The sequence below is a fragment of the Aquirufa sp. HETE-40SA genome (assembly GCF_054558635.1).
Genome location: NZ_JBPXKN010000003.1, coordinates 104,526 through 119,415, shown reverse-complemented (window position 1 = coordinate 119,415; position 14,890 = coordinate 104,526). Strand labels below are relative to the sequence as shown.

The following is a 14,890-nucleotide window of genomic DNA, read 5'->3' as shown; positions in this document are numbered from 1 at the left end:
AAGAGCTTTTAACTTACGAAATAACACAATGAGACACGGTAAAAAATTTAATCACCTAGGAAGAACAGCCTCTCACAGAGCAGCGTTGTTATCAAACATGGCTTCTTCTTTGATCTTACACAAGCGTATTCAAACGACAGTAGCTAAGGCAAAGGAATTACGTAAATACGTAGAGCCAATGATCACAAAGTCAAAAACAGATAGCACAAACAATCGTCGTGTGGTATTCTCTTATTTACAAAATAAGGATGCGATCAAAGAATTGTTCTCTATCGTTTCTGAGAAAGTAGCGAATCGTCCAGGTGGATATACACGTATTATCAAGTTAGGTAATCGTTTAGGTGATAACGCAGAAATCTGCTTCATTGAATTAGTTGATTTCAACGAAACAATGTTAGCTGCATCAGCGGAGAAAGCGGGTAAAACTCGTCGTAGCCGTCGTGGTGGCGCTGCAAAAGCAACTGAAGCTGCGGCTCCAGTAGCAGCTGCTGAAGTACCATCTGCAGTAGTTGTTGAAGAAGCTCCAGCAGCTGAGGTAGTAGCTGAAGAGGCTGCGCCAGAGGTAGCGGAAGTAGAAGCACCAGCAGAAGTTGCGGTTGAAGAAACTGCACCTGAAGTAGCTGAAGAAGCTGCTCCAGAAGCACCTGCAAGTGAGGAGTCCACTGAAGAAAAAGGAGAAGACGCTTAATCTTTCTCTTTCAATTTTTTTAAAGGGCTTCAACTTTCCGTTGAAGCCCTTTTTTTAGGTAATGAGTATTTGACCCTTATTTTATAACAGCATATTATGAGATTTACCGAGTCTACACCAGCGGTTTTATTATTACAAGACGGAACTATATTCCACGGGAAAGCACTAGGAAAAATAGGAACTCACGGAGGTGAGATCTGTTTTAACACCGGTATGACGGGTTATCAAGAGATTTATACTGATCCTTCTTATGCAGGTCAGGTAATCATTAATACCACGGCTCACATCGGAAACTACGGGGTGATGCAGGAGAAAGAGGCGGAATCGAACAAGGTCCAAATCGCCGGTATGGTGTGTAACGAATTTGCCAGCGTTCACTCGCGTGAAACGGCTGATGGTTCATTGCAAGACTACTTAGCAAATGCTGGAATTGTTGGAATCTCAGGTATTGACACGCGCGCTTTAGTACGTCACATTCGTACAAAAGGAGTGATGAACTGCTTGATCTCTTCAGAAATTTTTGATGAAGCGGCGTTAAAGGCTGCTTTGGATAAAATTCCATCCATGGAAGGCTTAGAATTATCATCACAAGTGTGTACGCAAGAAGCCTATTTTGTAGGTGATGAAAAATCAGAGCGTAAAGTAGCCGTATTAGACTTAGGTGTAAAAAGAAGCATTTTGTCGAATATTGCTGAACGTGGATGCTACTTAAAAGTGTTCCCTGCGAAGACATCGTTTTCTGAAATTGCGGCTTGGAATCCAGATGGGTACTTTGTTTCGAATGGCCCTGGCGATCCTGCGGTGATGTCCTATGCAATTGACACGGTGACTGATTTCTTGAAAAGTGATAAACCAGTGTTTGGTATCTGTTTAGGTCACCAAATCTTAGCACAAGTGGTAGGTTTATCTACGTACAAAATGCACAATGGACACCGTGGCTTAAATCATCCGGTGAAGAATTTAATCTCAGGTCTTTCAGAAATCACATCCCAAAACCACGGTTTCGCGGTGAAGATGGACGAATTGAAATCCTCAGATCAAGCTGAATTGACTCACATTAACCTAAATGACCAGACGGTTGAAGGTTTACGCGTGAAAGGTCGCAAAGCCTTCTCGGTGCAACATCACCCGGAGGCTAGTCCAGGACCACATGATTCTCGTTACTTATTTGATCAGTTTATCGATCTAATGAAATAAAAAAAGCCCTGAGAGATTGAACTGCATCCAAAAAGTTAGACAATTTTTTGGGTGAAGTTCAGATCAGGGCTTTTTTATTAGGCTTGGTAGCCAAAGAGTGAATTCTCTTTGATCATTTTAGCGACCGATTTGGGTACTAATGGCACCCATTCTTCGCCGCCGGATTGAATCATTTCGAGTACCTTATCGGTCCGAATATTCATCAGTTTCTCATCGTATTTTTGGATCTCCGCCAGCTTTTGATTTTCTTTTAGATATTGGAATAACCCATTCAAATGAGCCTCTGGTTGGAAATTTTTCAGGTGAATAATCGCCCCATTTTCATCTACAGTAGGGTAAAGGTATAATTTGATGTTTTGGCCAAACAAACAACCAAAAGCACTCATAATTCCACCCGGAACGTCTATGTAGTGTTTTTCCTCAAAGATGTATTCTAAGTTAGGCATACCCATGACGAGGGCCATTTTTAACTTAGAGAATTGACTTAAAAAGTCGACTAATTTGAAATATTCGTGGAAGTTAGAGATTAACACCGTTTGGCCTAAGGAGCACAAAATATCCACGCGATCTAAGAAGTCTTTTTCATCAATCTTATGTGTATCATTTTCTAAGCTTTTTAGTGTCAATTCAGACAGCACGCAGATTTTATCATCGTCCACATCGGGCTCTTGTTCGAACTGAGCGACGCCTTTCTTTAACATGTCCGAGAAGATATTCGTCACTGGACGGAAACGGCCGCGAACGGCTACGATGTGTTTTTTTGCCAAAGCATCATATGGTTGCATCACCTTTCCATCCGGACCAAAAACGGCCGCCTGTGTATACCCGTGCTTCACTAAATACAATGACATCAAGCGATTATCCACCTCCTTGAAGTCCGGTCCCTCGAAGCGAATCATATCGATTTCGATCCGGTCTTTGGACAAATCATCTAATAAGGATAGGAGTAATTTCTCTGGATTATCGTAATAATGGTAGCAACCGAATAACAAATTCACCCCAATGATACCTAAGGCTTGCTGTTGCAGGATGTTGTCATTATCGAGCATATTGACGTGGATAACCACGTCATTGAATCCGCCGTTTGGCGTTAATTGGAAACGAAGTCCAATCCAGCCGTGAGCGTCATTGGTCTTTTGAAAATTCAAGGCAGAGACTGTATCAGCGAAGGCAAAGAAGCGTTTCTCTGCGGCAGTATCCGTTAAACGAACATTCAATAATTTAAACTCCCGGTTTAACATCTTCATTAAACGCGGCTCGCATACATATTTTCCAGAGGCCTCTTCACCATAGATGGCATCTGAAAAAGCCATGTCATAAGCAGAGATGGTTTTGGCAATAGTACCGGAAGCGCCACCCGCCTTGAAAAAGTTAGCTGCTACATCTTGACCCGCTCCGATTTCGGCAAAAGAACCGTAGATACTGCGATCTAAATTGATTTGTAGTGCTTTTTGCTTTGTTCCTATGGATTTAATGTGTGATGTCATAGGTAGTGTTTTAGTTTGTTGTCTTAGGCTTTTTTTCAAGTGCCGCAATTTACGAATTTATGGCCAAAATTCCCCCTTGTGGTACAAGCAAAGTCCAGCCATGGGACCCTCGCTGATATGGCCTATAGGTAAACTATTTTTTTTCATCACCTGTTTTAAAATATCTGAATAGTAAAAGGCCACAGAACCTGTGAAATGAAAAACGGGCGCCTCCGTGTAGCGTTTTAAATACAAGGAAATAAAGGCATCAAAAGATTGTTCGATTAAACCATAACAAAAGGCATCTCGGCGGTGATCAAACAAAAATTTAGAAAAACCAGCAAACCAGCGATTTGGAAATGCTTGTTTGTAGGCCTTGTCTAAAACCGAAAGTCTATCCAATACCCCAAATCGTTTCTCAAAAACGGCCCGAATCTCAACAGGCATTTGTCCGTGCAAATAACTCAAGAGTAACAATTTGCCTAAATGTCCCCCACTCCCCTCATCTCCTAACCAAAATCCCAATGGGGGAATTTGTGCAGAAATTCGCCCGCCATCCCAATAACCGGAATTAGATCCCGTTCCTAAAATACACGCAATCCCTGACTCTTTACCACATAGCGATCTAGCAGCAGCGATAAGGTCGTTCTGTATTTCAAGCAAACAGGTGCTAGGGAAATACGGTCTAAAGGCGGCTGCAATCACCTCGCATTGCGCCTCACCCGTAACTCCTGTGCCGTAATAATAAATAGCTTGGATGGGAAGGTCTGCAAATTCGCCTAAAACCGCCGCTTGCGCCGAAGTAATCTCATCGGTTGTTTGGTAGTAGGGATTGATACCCGCACTGTTAAAGCTTTCATAAGGGGATAACGGATCCTTTATTAGCCTCCATGCTGTTTTAGTCGAACCACTTTCAACGATTAATATCATAATTAAGCTAGGATTCCAATGGGCGTGAATTTCTCAAAGACTTTCTCAGAATGCGGTGCATCAGCGAGCTCAGGGGTCAAATCTTGGCCAGCCCAATGTTCGTAATGCTTCCCGTTTTTCCATAATTTGGAATGGGTCATGTCGTAAATGAGACCCTGGAAAGCCACCCAAATCTCAGGTTTATCTTGCCCATTTCGAAGGGCTAATTGTCCACGTGTATAGGTCTTCATATTTTTTACGAAGCTAAATAAAAAGAGGCAAACCCGCCTTTTTTTCAGAAAGATTTTTAATTTTACACACTAAAATAGATCACTATGAAAAATTTCATTTTCTTAATCTGTGCCATAGCCGTTATGGCATGCAGTGGAGCAGGATCAGATCCTGCACCTACACCGGTACCACCGACCCCTACGGTTGATGTGGCCACGTTAGTTAAGAAGGTTTGGACAGCTAGTTCCGCTCAATGGGACGGGGTCACTAAATATGATAAAACAAGTACTTCTAATGTTGTACAAGGTTATTCTCAGTTTAAACTTGATCTTTCCGCTGGAAGTGCTGTTACGTTAACTGAATTTGATGGGAAAATTTTCACAGGGACCTATTCCGTTTCAACTGATGGTAAAAGCTTGACACTTAATGGACTTACCAGCTCGGCAGGAGCTCCTACAGGAACGGGCGGAATAATAACTTATTCAATTTTGGCAACACCTACTGCGACAACCTTAAGTTTACAACAAACAACGGCCTATGTGAAGGCAAGTAGTGCCATTGTAAAACTAGCTTTAGTGAATTAATACGATTTAAAAAATGGAAAGCCGTCCTTGTGGCGGCTTTTTGCGTTATATATGGAAAAGAGAACTGAAATTGGCGAAATTGGCGAATTTGGATTAATTAATCACCTAGCCTTACAATTCACAGGAAAACAAGACTGGACAGAACTGGGTATTGGTGATGATACGGCGGTTTTAGATCCTAAAGGGAATAAGGTGTTGACCACGACCGAATTATTAATTGAAGGAGTTCATTTTGACTTAGCCTATACACCATTGCAACATTTAGGGTTTAAGGCAGTTTCGGTGGTTTTGTCTGATATTGCTGCTATGAATGCGATTCCTACGCAAATCATGATTGGATTGGGTTTATCAAATCGTTTTTCGGTGGAATCGGTAGATGCTTTGTACGAAGGAATTCGATTAGCGTGCGAAGAATACAAAGTGGATGTAGTAGGAGGGGATACGACTTCTAGTCCGCAGGGATTGATTTTGTCCATGGCGGCAACGGGAGTGGTAGAAGCGGATAAGTTAGTAAAGCGAGGAACAGCAAAAGCAAATGATGTACTTTGTGTTTCAGGGGATCTAGGTGCTGCCTTGATGGGATTACATTCATTGGAAAGAGAAAAACAAGTGTTTTTGTCTAATCCAGAAATGCAACCTGAATTAGAGGGCAAAAGTTATGTCGTTTTACGTCAGCTTAAACCGATGGCACGCTTTGATATCATTCATGAATTAAGAGAACTAGGAGTGGTGCCTACTTCGATGATCGATTGTTCGGATGGATTAGCATCTGAGATTATTCATTTATGTAATGCATCGGGATTAGGCGCCCGTATTTTTGAAAAAAATATTCCAATTGATGATGAGACGTATCTCTCAGCAACAGAATTTAATTTAAGTCCATTAACGGCTGCCTTGAATGGGGGAGAGGACTATGAGTTACTATTTACGGTCTCTCAAGAGGATTTCCCTAAAGTGGAGAAGATCGCGGATGTTACTGCTATTGGATACATGACTAATATCCGAGATGAACGTGTTATGGTCATGAAATCGGATTCAATCGTTAATTTAACGGCTCCAGGATTTGGTAATTCGTAATCCGTTCGTCGACAAAATTTGCCGTTTAATAAGTTTGCATTTGTTTTGGTGAATTAATTGGTAATTTTGAATGTTCATTATTTCACCTGTGTGCCCGTGTTTTAGTACAATCTATTATGACGAAGTCTTCCTTCATTCGGAAATATTCGAATCGCTTTCTCTCGAGATGGCTCGTATTAGTCTTTGATTCACTGATTGTCATCTTCTCCTTCTTTATTGCTACCTTATTACGGATGAATTTCCAGCTTTCGGAAATTGATTTAACCGTATTTGCATCCCAATTAGTCTTTGTACTTGGATTGCGCTTATTAGCGTTTTTGTTCTTCCAATCCTATGCAGGAATTATTCGGCACACGAGTATTGAGGACGCTATTCTTATTTTAAAGGCTGTTTTCACAGGAACAGTAGGGGCCGTTTTAGTCTCCGGAGTGATCAGAAATACATTAGGTTTTGAACACGTATTTAATTTATCAGCCTCTATATTAATAATTGACTTTTTTATCTGTCTTTTCTGGATGGTTATTCTTCGCTTCTTTGTGAAGAGCTTTTATGAGTCATTTGTTAATCAATTTAAACCCACCATTGGGGTACTTATCTATGGAGCTGGTTATACAGGGATGTTGACTAAGAATGTGTTCCAAACGGACCGTTCCACTAACTATAAAATTCTAGGCTTTATTGATGATAATGAATCCAAGATTGGGAAAACGATTGAAGGTATCAAGGTATTTAGTTTGCCAGAGGTATTGGATAAGTTTGTAGGCTCGAATGATGGAATGGAGGTTATTATGGCCTTCAATAATATGTCGGCTAAATCGAAACGCAAAATTTCAGATATCTTCTTAGATCGTGGCGTAGTAGTTAAAGCTTTACCTCCTGTCGATAAATGGGTGGAAGGTGAGTTTGCCATGAATCAAATTCATAACGTAAAGATTGAGGATCTTTTGGGTCGTGAGGTGATCCAAATGAACAATAAGCGGATTGGTGAGGAGATTTCAGGCAAAGTGATACTAGTAACCGGCGCAGCGGGATCCATTGGAAGTGAAATCGTCCGTCAGCTTATCGCTTATTTCCCCTCTAAACTTGTACTGGTGGATCAGGCTGAGTCAGCGTTATATGATTTAGAGTATGAATTAGCGGGCAAAGTTCCCGCCAACGTACAGCTTATTGTTAATGTGGCTGATGTATCTGATACGCGACGTATAGCTAAGATTTTTAAGAGTCATCAGCCTAATATAATTTTCCATGCTGCGGCTTATAAGCATGTCCCTTTGATGGAAAATAATCCGTATGAAGCGATTAAAACCAATGTGATTGGAACGCGGATTTTGGCTGAAATGGCCTCCGAAGTAGGTGTTGAAAAATTTGTGATGGTTTCAACGGATAAGGCGGTGAATCCTACGAATGTGATGGGAGCGACGAAGCGTTTGGCGGAGATGTATACTCAGTCTATGAATCAATTGGAAGGGGTAAAGACGAAGTTTATTGCCACTCGTTTTGGAAACGTATTGGGATCTAATGGGTCAGTAATACCCCTATTTAAGAAACAAATTGAGCGTGGTGGTCCGGTAACAGTTACACATCCAGAGATTACTCGGTATTTTATGACCATTCCTGAAGCATGTGAGCTCGTATTAGAAGCTGCGACCATGGGACAAGGCGGAGAAGTATTTGTATTTGATATGGGCGAATCTGTGAAGATTATAGACCTGGCTAAGAAGATGATTACTTTAAGTGGCTTGAGAGTAGATAAAGATATTGAAATCAGATATACGGGTTTACGTCCAGGAGAAAAGTTGTATGAGGAGTTATTGAATAACGATGAGAATACGCTACCTACCCACCATCCTAAGATTTTGATTTCAGAAGTAAATACGCCTTCCTATGCTTATATGGAAGTGGCGACAAACGATTTAAATCACTTATTGTCGAGTGGAAATAATAATTCCATTGTTGCTAAAATCAAGGAGATAATTCCAGAGTACAAATCAAACAATTCTGTGTTTGAGACGCTTGATAAGAAATCGATTAAATAATTCCTGCCTTTTTAACAATCCAGATAGCTGCCAAGGTAAAAATTGGTGCAGCGGCTATATCTAAACTATAATGCACGTGTTGTATAAGCAGTAGGGTCATGAGGACTAAACTCAGTCCGATGGCAATTCTTCTTTCTCGCCTGGAAGGCAAAAAAAAGCACACAAAAACCATCGTGGCTGTATGTCCCGAGAAGAATAAATCTTTCGTGATGGCCATATTTTCACCATAGATGAAAATCTCCGCCAAAGGATCATGTAAATCTACTAGGCCTGCGGGGGGATTTAAGGCCACAAAATAGATACTTATAAAACGGAATCCGGTCTCCATATTGAAGGCCCATGTGAACCAAAGGAATCTTTTAGGATCTTGTAACAACCGATATAACAAGTAAATAACGGACAAATAAATGATGCCAAAAATCGGATAGGAAACATTTAGGGAAGGAAGTACGTTAAGTAGTGGATCGTTCCACTGAATACCTTCACGCAATTGAATCCATTGGAAATAATCATCCGCTTTAAAAGGAAAAATTAGGAATACAGCTAGTGCTGCTACGAATTGTAGCGCAAAGGTGCGATCTTCAAAGGCGACTTTCCAGGATTGTTTCAAGTTTGAACGAAAATTGGGTAATTTGGGAAGCGAAATTAGTGCTAAAAAATAATATAAGATGAAAAAGATCTCAAAAATTACAGTAATAGTGTTGAGTATCATCACGAGCGCTTTTCATTTCTCCTGTGGAAGTGCTGGAGAACGAGGTGTGTCAGGTCAAAAAAAGCAAACAAATAAGATGGATCAGAAATTAGAGAAAATTACGTTTGGAGCAGGATGCTTCTGGTGTGTAGAGGCTGTTTTTCAGCGTGTGAAAGGGGTGAAATCAGTTACATCTGGTTATATGGGGGGTAAGATGAAGAATCCAACCTACCGGGAAGTTTGTTCAGGACTGACAGGTCATGCGGAGGTTTGTCAATTGAGTTATGATCCGAATGAAGTAAGTGTGGCGACCTTGCTGGAGATTTTTTGGCAGACACATGATCCTACTACTTTAAATAGACAAGGGGCAGATACGGGTACGCAATACCGCAGTGCGGTATTTTTCCATACACCAGAACAGCAAAAAGAGGCAGAGTCGTGGAGGAAAAAACTAAATGATCAACGAGTTTTTCCTAATCCAATTGTAACAGAGATTACCCCAGCGTCAGAATTTTATGTAGCAGAAGATTACCATCAGAACTATTTCAATGAGAATGGGACAGAGCCTTACTGCCAAATCGTCATTAAACCTAAGATGGATAAATTCTTGAAGGCCTTTAAATCCAAGTTAAACTAGAAACCACCTTTGTCATAGAAACTGCGTCTACGAGAGAGTTTTAGGTCCTGTAATAGCGTAGATTTTACGCGAAGGTCAAAGGAATAGTTACTCGCACGCCCGTAGAATGGGCTCGCGATAGGTGTCCAATTAAAGTTCATTTCCCAGCAATGTAAATCGCGGTGCACAGACATATTCGTGTACGTCAACCCTTTGTACTTAAAGTCAAATCCAGAACTCATGGAAATTTTCCATTTTTCGGAAAGGCTTATGTCACCTTGGAAGCTAAGACCGCTGATATTTTGCGGGGAAGCTAAGCCAGTTCTATTCAGACTGAATTGATAGGAGAAAGAGAAATTCCAAGGCACATTCCAGTCGATAAAGTCGTCTAGATTTCGGTTAATTTGATTCATCTGTGCCTCGCTGGCATTTTTATTTTCCTTCGGCTTCGGCTTAGTAGGAGAGAAGCGTCGACCTAAGGAGAAATTAAATCCTTGCAATCGTGCTAATCCTGCCCCTTGGCTGAACATTAAGTCTGGCGTCCTTCTCCCTACGTCAAAAAATAAGGGATCCTCCACATATAAATAGGGGTCAAAGCTTCCACTTAGATTGATGTCAAAATCTTTCACCCTTGACGCTACATTAAATCCGATGTTAGATAATCCATATTCTTTTGCCAGAAAATTATAGCTTCCACTTAAACCAAAATTATCCAGGATTCGCACCTTCTCTGTGAGCACGCTTGCGGTATCCGACTTGGTTCTCAATTTAGCTTCTAACGTATTTTGAATACCGAATGAAATGGACCCTGAGGCACCTCCATAACTCAAGGTACGCGGATCAAATGTGCTTATACGCCTAATATCACCAATTTGTTCCTTCCCTTCTGAATTGATAAATTTCCGATTGTTGATTCTGACATCTTGGAAATACCCAAATTCGGGTTCTGAATAATCAGGTGTATAGTTAAAACTGATGGATGGAACGACCGTATGACGTACAGCTTCCAATCGACCTTTTTTAAATCGCAAAGTTCCGAATAAGCGGGTATTCATGCTGGCTGTATAGGAAATTTGAGAGTTAAATTTAGGTAAACCTCCTACTGTATCAATTCTGACTGTTGAATCCGCTGCCACATAGGTGTATTTATATGATCTTGTGTACATATTTCCAGACCAGGCTACCCCAGGTGTCAGATTAATATGTTTTGTTAACTTTAAATTAGGCAAGGATAGGGGGATGCTATAATTAAATTTCGTCTGAGCTTTTTCCCAAAGAATCGGAAGCGTACTTGCATCCACCGGAATTACTCCTGCAGGTACATCATCGTCGCCCGTGGGAATAAATGGCTTTTGAATAGTACCCCTAAGCGCATTAGAAGAACGTGGGTAGACATCGAATTCATAACGGGTGTAGGGGTCACCTACTTGGTTCGTCATTGAAATACCGCCAGAAAAGTCTAAACCAATTCGGAATTGATCGATAAAACGATCCCCTATAGCGTTTTTCTTTTTAAATGGCTGAATTTGGTTTAGTCCAAAGTTAAAATCAGTTCCCGCATCAAATACTCGTGTACTCGTATTCTGGTTTATTCGAAGGTTGACGCTTGTGCGAACCGTTTGGCCAAAATTTCTAGAATATTGTACCGATGAACCGATTGTATTTGAAAGGTATTGCTGCGTATTAAACGAATTGTACTGGTTATAGGAATTAGAGGCCAGATTCACGGAGGCAGAAAAACTAGAATTTCCTAAGCTTCGCGGAGAGTGGGCCCATTGAAGAGAAAAATCGGTTCTTTTGGAGGGATTAAACTCTTCTCCATTGCTATTGCGATTTAAAGCTAAATTGAAACTACCCGTATATCGATACCGTTTATTGTATTGCGAATTTACACCTAAGCCCCACCCACCTTTAGAGTAAATTTGACCCGTGAATCGGATGCCAATATTTTCGCTGGCAGCCCAATAATAGCCTCCATCTCGTAAATAAAAACCTCTGCCACTCGGCTCCTCACCATAGGTAGGCATAAGAATACCTGATTTTCCAGCCTCTTTGGGCTGAGAATAAGGGAAAAAGCCAAAAGGTAAACCGATGGGCAATGGGATATCATTCAGTTCAAAATGAAATGGCCCGGAAACAATCTCTTTCTTTCCCACTACTTTAATCTTATTCGCTTTGATGTGAAAGTGTGGATGGGTTAAATTACAGGTGGTATAAATCGCATTTCGGATGTATAGGTTCTCCTCTTCATCTTTTTTAACATTTTTCCCTTGTACAAATCCCTCCCCTTGTTGTGTGACAATTCCTTTAATGATCGCCCGTTTGGTTTTGAAATTATAGCGAATCTCGTCGGAATCGTATTTATCTCTTCCTTGTAAGAATACGGGGAGCCCAATCATTTTTTTCGTCAGTGTATCCTGCGTTCCGATGGCGTAAACCTCATTCTTAGCCCAGTCAAGGCGGATATAATTCGCCTCTAGAGAGATTTCGCCGTATTTTACTTTGGCTCCTCCATATAGATTTACGATTTGCTTTTCTGCATCTAATATCGTGGAGTCCAGGGCAGAATAGAAAACGGTGGTCTCTAATTTAGCGGCCGTGTCTTTAGGAATGGATTTTTGTAAAGTATCCGTCGAGATTATCCGTTGTGCTTTCGCTTCTGAAATAGAGGCAAAAAGGACAAGCAGCGTAATAAAAAGGTAATATGTGGATTTCTTTACCAAATGGAATTTAAAAATTATATTTGTACTTATTAAATACAAGCCTACAAAATTACATCTTTGCTTGTTATCAACGTGTAACAATTAGAAAATAATGTTTAATCAGATAAAATCTATCGGTTTATTTTTTTCGTTGGGTTTATTGCTGACTGCTTGGACGCCTAGTGGTTTTCAGAAGGGAGACATTAAGAATCGAATAAAAGTCGTTTGTTTAGATGCCGGTCACGGAGGAAAAGATCCCGGTTGTTCTGGGCCGAAAGGTTCTCACGAGGGGATTGTAACGTTGAAAATCATTCAAGAATTAGGGAAAAAGCTGAAATCTGCCCATCCAGAATTGAAGATTGTTTATACGCGGGACACAGATACGTTCATTGAATTAAATGAACGAGCTAATATCGCAAACCGCAATAAAGCGGATTTGTTTATCTCGGTACATTGCAATGCCGCGGTGAATAAAAATGCTTACGGAACAGAAACCTACACGATGGGTTTGCATAAAACAGATGGTAATTTAAATGTAGCCAAGCGTGAGAACTCTGTCATTTTGCAAGAGAAAGATTATCAAAAGACTTACGATGGTTTTGACCCTAATTCACCATTAGCTCACATTATGATGGCGAATTACCAGAGTGCTTTCATGGCCAGTTCGGTGAAATTTGCCTCGAAGGTGGAGGAACAATTTTCGAAGACCTATCAACGCAAGAGTTTTGGGGTAAAACAAGCTGGATTTTTAGTAATTTGGCGTACGGCGATGCCCAGTGTATTAGTAGAGACGGGATTTTTAACGAACCCGGAGGAAGAAAATTATTTAGCTTCTGAAAAAGGACAAAACGAAGTGGCAACAGCCATTGCCACCGCGTTCAAAGCATACAAAGAAGAAATCGAAAAATAGATACGATGTTCAAAAGCAATGAGTTAAAAGTAGGGTTTTTGGCATTGTTAGCCTTCTTAATCCTCTATTTCGGGTTTAATTTTCTAAAGGGGAATGACGTATTCTCGTCTGCTCGTCTCTATTATGTAGAATACGAAAATGTAGATGGATTGATGGTTTCGAACCAGGTAATGGTCAATGGAATCGAAGTAGGGAAGGTGAAGAAAGTGGAGATCCAACCATCCAAAGGCAATAAGATTTTAGTGACCCTGCGATTTAGCCAGGACATTGTCATCCCTGATAAAACAGTAGCTGTCCTTTCGGATGGGGCCTTATTAGGAGGTAAAATCATTCGTTTGCGATTAGAGGGCAAGGGCAATTTACCCGAAGATTCTTTCTTGAAAGGTGAAACTGAGGTGGGAGTAACAGCGCTTTTAAAAGAGCGTGCCATTCCAGTGATTGCGAATGCGGATTCGCTTTTGGTATCCTTCCGTCAAATCTCCGACAAATTTGACCACACTGGAACCTATCTAAATACCTTACTAAAGACATCCAATGAGACGGTTTCTAATATCAATGGTTCTGTCAATGGAATCGTTACAGATAACCGAGCAAATGTGGCACAAATCTCCGCAAATATGAAAGTATTGTCTGCAGATTTGATGGAGACTGAGAAACAATTGCGCCCCTTGTTAACGAAATTCAATACGGTAGCCGACTCGTTAAATGCCTTGAAGATAGGCAAGACTTTGAAAGAAGTGGATGCGACGGTACTTTCGTTGAAGAAAATTGTGCAAGGTTTAGAACGTGGGGAAGGTACCGCAGGTAAGTTAATTAAGAACGATAGCCTGTACCTAGGCCTAAATAAAACGCTAGTAGATCTGGATAAGCTGCTACTTGATTTTAGATTGCAGCCGAAGCGCTATATCGGCATTTCTGTTTTCGGAAAGAAAAACACGCCTCCCTCTAATTAATTTCTATGTCTACGATTCAAGTGAAAATTACAGCCAGTCCTGAGCTGTCTGATATTTTAGTCGCTGAGCTAGGCGAAATTCAATTCGATATTTTCGAGGATTCGGAGTCAGGTGTGGTTGCCTATTGTCCGGAGGTTGATTTTTCAGAGCAGGCGCTGACAGAAATTATGTCTCGATATGGCTTGGATACCTATGAGACGAATCGCATCGAGAAGCAAAACTGGAACGAGGTGTGGGAAAGTAATTATGATCCCATTCGCATCGAGGACTTGGTGCTGATTAGAGCTAGTTTTCACCCTTCAGAACCTGGATTTCAAATGGAGGTGGTGATTAATCCCAAAATGTCGTTCGGCACTGGCCACCATGAAACAACCTCGCTGATGACCAAGGCTTTGTTCGATGTAGATCTGACGGGCAAAAGTGTGTTGGATGCCGGTACAGGCACAGGTCTTTTAGCATTCGTAGCTAAGAAGCGAGGTGCGGATTTTGTTCGTGGATTCGATATTGACGAATGGTCAGTGGAAAATTCGGTGGAGAATGCGGGATTGAATGACTGTTGTGAAATTCCTTTTGGATTGGGTACTATCGTAGACGAAGATGACACGCCATACGATGTTCTTTTAGCGAATATCAATCGCAATATTTTACTTGCCGAAATGGCCGATTACGCCGCGCGCATTAAGCCCGGTGGTTTACTTTTCTTGAGTGGTTTTTACACAGAAGACATTCCACTTTTACTGGAATCCGCTGAAAAGCAGCAACTTAATTTTATCGCGCAAGCATCAAAAAACAACTGGGCTTGCTTGCAATTGAGAAAAAAACCTTAATTT

At 41.0% G+C, this 14,890-nt stretch carries 14 protein-coding genes; 9 read left to right on the top strand and 5 right to left on the bottom strand.

Annotated features, from left to right (window positions below; genetic code table 11):
- Positions 1 to 28: 28 nt before the first annotated feature.
- Positions 29 to 688, top strand: a complete 660-nt coding sequence (gene rplQ, locus ACRZ9O_RS08440) for a 50S ribosomal protein L17 (protein ID WP_459458221.1) — start codon at positions 29 to 31, stop codon at positions 686 to 688.
- Positions 689 to 784: 96 nt separating this feature from the next.
- Positions 785 to 1,885 (top strand): glutamine-hydrolyzing carbamoyl-phosphate synthase small subunit, encoded by a 1,101-nt coding sequence (gene carA / locus ACRZ9O_RS08435; protein WP_459458219.1) that lies wholly within the window; start codon positions 785 to 787, stop codon positions 1,883 to 1,885.
- A 77-nt stretch (positions 1,886 to 1,962) separates the two neighbouring features.
- Here the strand turns inward: carA and ACRZ9O_RS08430 are convergent, their stop codons facing one another.
- Genes ACRZ9O_RS08430 through ACRZ9O_RS08420 form a run of 3 tightly spaced genes read right to left on the bottom strand, consistent with a single transcriptional unit; the run spans position 1,963 to position 4,511 of the window.
- On the bottom strand, positions 1,963 to 3,372 hold the full coding sequence (locus tag ACRZ9O_RS08430; protein ID WP_459458217.1) for a TonB-dependent receptor: 1,410 nt from the start codon (positions 3,370 to 3,372) through the stop codon (positions 1,963 to 1,965).
- A gap of 57 nt (positions 3,373 to 3,429) precedes the next feature.
- A complete protein-coding gene (locus tag ACRZ9O_RS08425) occupies positions 3,430 to 4,281 on the bottom strand; it encodes an N-acetylglucosamine kinase (RefSeq protein WP_459458216.1) in 852 nt (283 codons plus the stop codon).
- A gap of 2 nt (positions 4,282 to 4,283) precedes the next feature.
- Positions 4,284 to 4,511, bottom strand: a complete 228-nt coding sequence (locus ACRZ9O_RS08420) for a cytochrome b5 domain-containing protein (RefSeq protein ID WP_459458214.1) — start codon at positions 4,509 to 4,511, stop codon at positions 4,284 to 4,286.
- An 84-nt stretch (positions 4,512 to 4,595) separates the two neighbouring features.
- On the opposite strand from ACRZ9O_RS08420, the gene ACRZ9O_RS08415 reads away from it, so the two are divergent.
- The 3 genes from ACRZ9O_RS08415 (at position 4,596) to ACRZ9O_RS08405 (ending at position 8,188) form a co-directional block, all read left to right on the top strand.
- Positions 4,596 to 5,075 carry a hypothetical protein gene (locus tag ACRZ9O_RS08415; protein ID WP_459458212.1) on the top strand — a complete coding sequence of 160 codons (480 nt, stop codon included), beginning with the start codon at positions 4,596 to 4,598 and terminating at the stop codon, positions 5,073 to 5,075.
- A 51-nt stretch (positions 5,076 to 5,126) separates the two neighbouring features.
- Entirely contained in the window at positions 5,127 to 6,152 is a 1,026-nt protein-coding gene (gene thiL / locus ACRZ9O_RS08410; RefSeq protein WP_459458210.1) for a thiamine-phosphate kinase, read from the top strand.
- A gap of 116 nt (positions 6,153 to 6,268) precedes the next feature.
- A complete protein-coding gene (locus ACRZ9O_RS08405) occupies positions 6,269 to 8,188 on the top strand; it encodes a polysaccharide biosynthesis protein (RefSeq protein WP_459458208.1) in 1,920 nt (639 codons plus the stop codon).
- Here ACRZ9O_RS08405 and ACRZ9O_RS08400 read toward each other — a convergent pair.
- Entirely contained in the window at positions 8,181 to 8,798 is a 618-nt protein-coding gene (locus tag ACRZ9O_RS08400; RefSeq protein WP_459458206.1) for a phosphatase PAP2-related protein, read from the bottom strand. The genes ACRZ9O_RS08405 and ACRZ9O_RS08400 overlap by 8 nt on opposite strands.
- A gap of 58 nt (positions 8,799 to 8,856) precedes the next feature.
- On the opposite strand from ACRZ9O_RS08400, the gene msrA reads away from it, so the two are divergent.
- Complete coding sequence (gene msrA / locus ACRZ9O_RS08395) at positions 8,857 to 9,516, top strand: peptide-methionine (S)-S-oxide reductase MsrA (protein ID WP_459458204.1); 660 nt, start codon at positions 8,857 to 8,859, stop codon at positions 9,514 to 9,516.
- On the opposite strand, the gene ACRZ9O_RS08390 is transcribed toward msrA, so the two are convergent.
- The gene (locus ACRZ9O_RS08390) at positions 9,513 to 12,218 is read right to left on the bottom strand and encodes a putative LPS assembly protein LptD (protein WP_459458202.1); all 2,706 of its coding nucleotides are present in this window, start codon (positions 12,216 to 12,218) and stop codon (positions 9,513 to 9,515) included. The genes msrA and ACRZ9O_RS08390 overlap by 4 nt on opposite strands.
- 91 nt (positions 12,219 to 12,309) lie before the next feature.
- On the opposite strand from ACRZ9O_RS08390, the gene ACRZ9O_RS08385 reads away from it, so the two are divergent.
- From ACRZ9O_RS08385 to prmA, 3 genes are read left to right on the top strand one after another with little or no spacing between them, the layout of a single operon-like run.
- The gene (locus ACRZ9O_RS08385) at positions 12,310 to 13,107 is read left to right on the top strand and encodes an N-acetylmuramoyl-L-alanine amidase family protein (protein ID WP_459458200.1); all 798 of its coding nucleotides are present in this window, start codon (positions 12,310 to 12,312) and stop codon (positions 13,105 to 13,107) included.
- 5 nt (positions 13,108 to 13,112) lie between these two features.
- Positions 13,113 to 14,060: an MlaD family protein gene (locus ACRZ9O_RS08380; RefSeq protein WP_459458198.1), complete on the top strand. Its 948-nt coding sequence runs from the start codon at positions 13,113 to 13,115 to the stop codon at positions 14,058 to 14,060.
- Between the two features lie 5 nt (positions 14,061 to 14,065).
- On the top strand, positions 14,066 to 14,887 hold the full coding sequence (gene prmA, locus ACRZ9O_RS08375; protein WP_459458196.1) for a 50S ribosomal protein L11 methyltransferase: 822 nt from the start codon (positions 14,066 to 14,068) through the stop codon (positions 14,885 to 14,887).
- Positions 14,888 to 14,890: the final 3 nt, after the last annotated feature.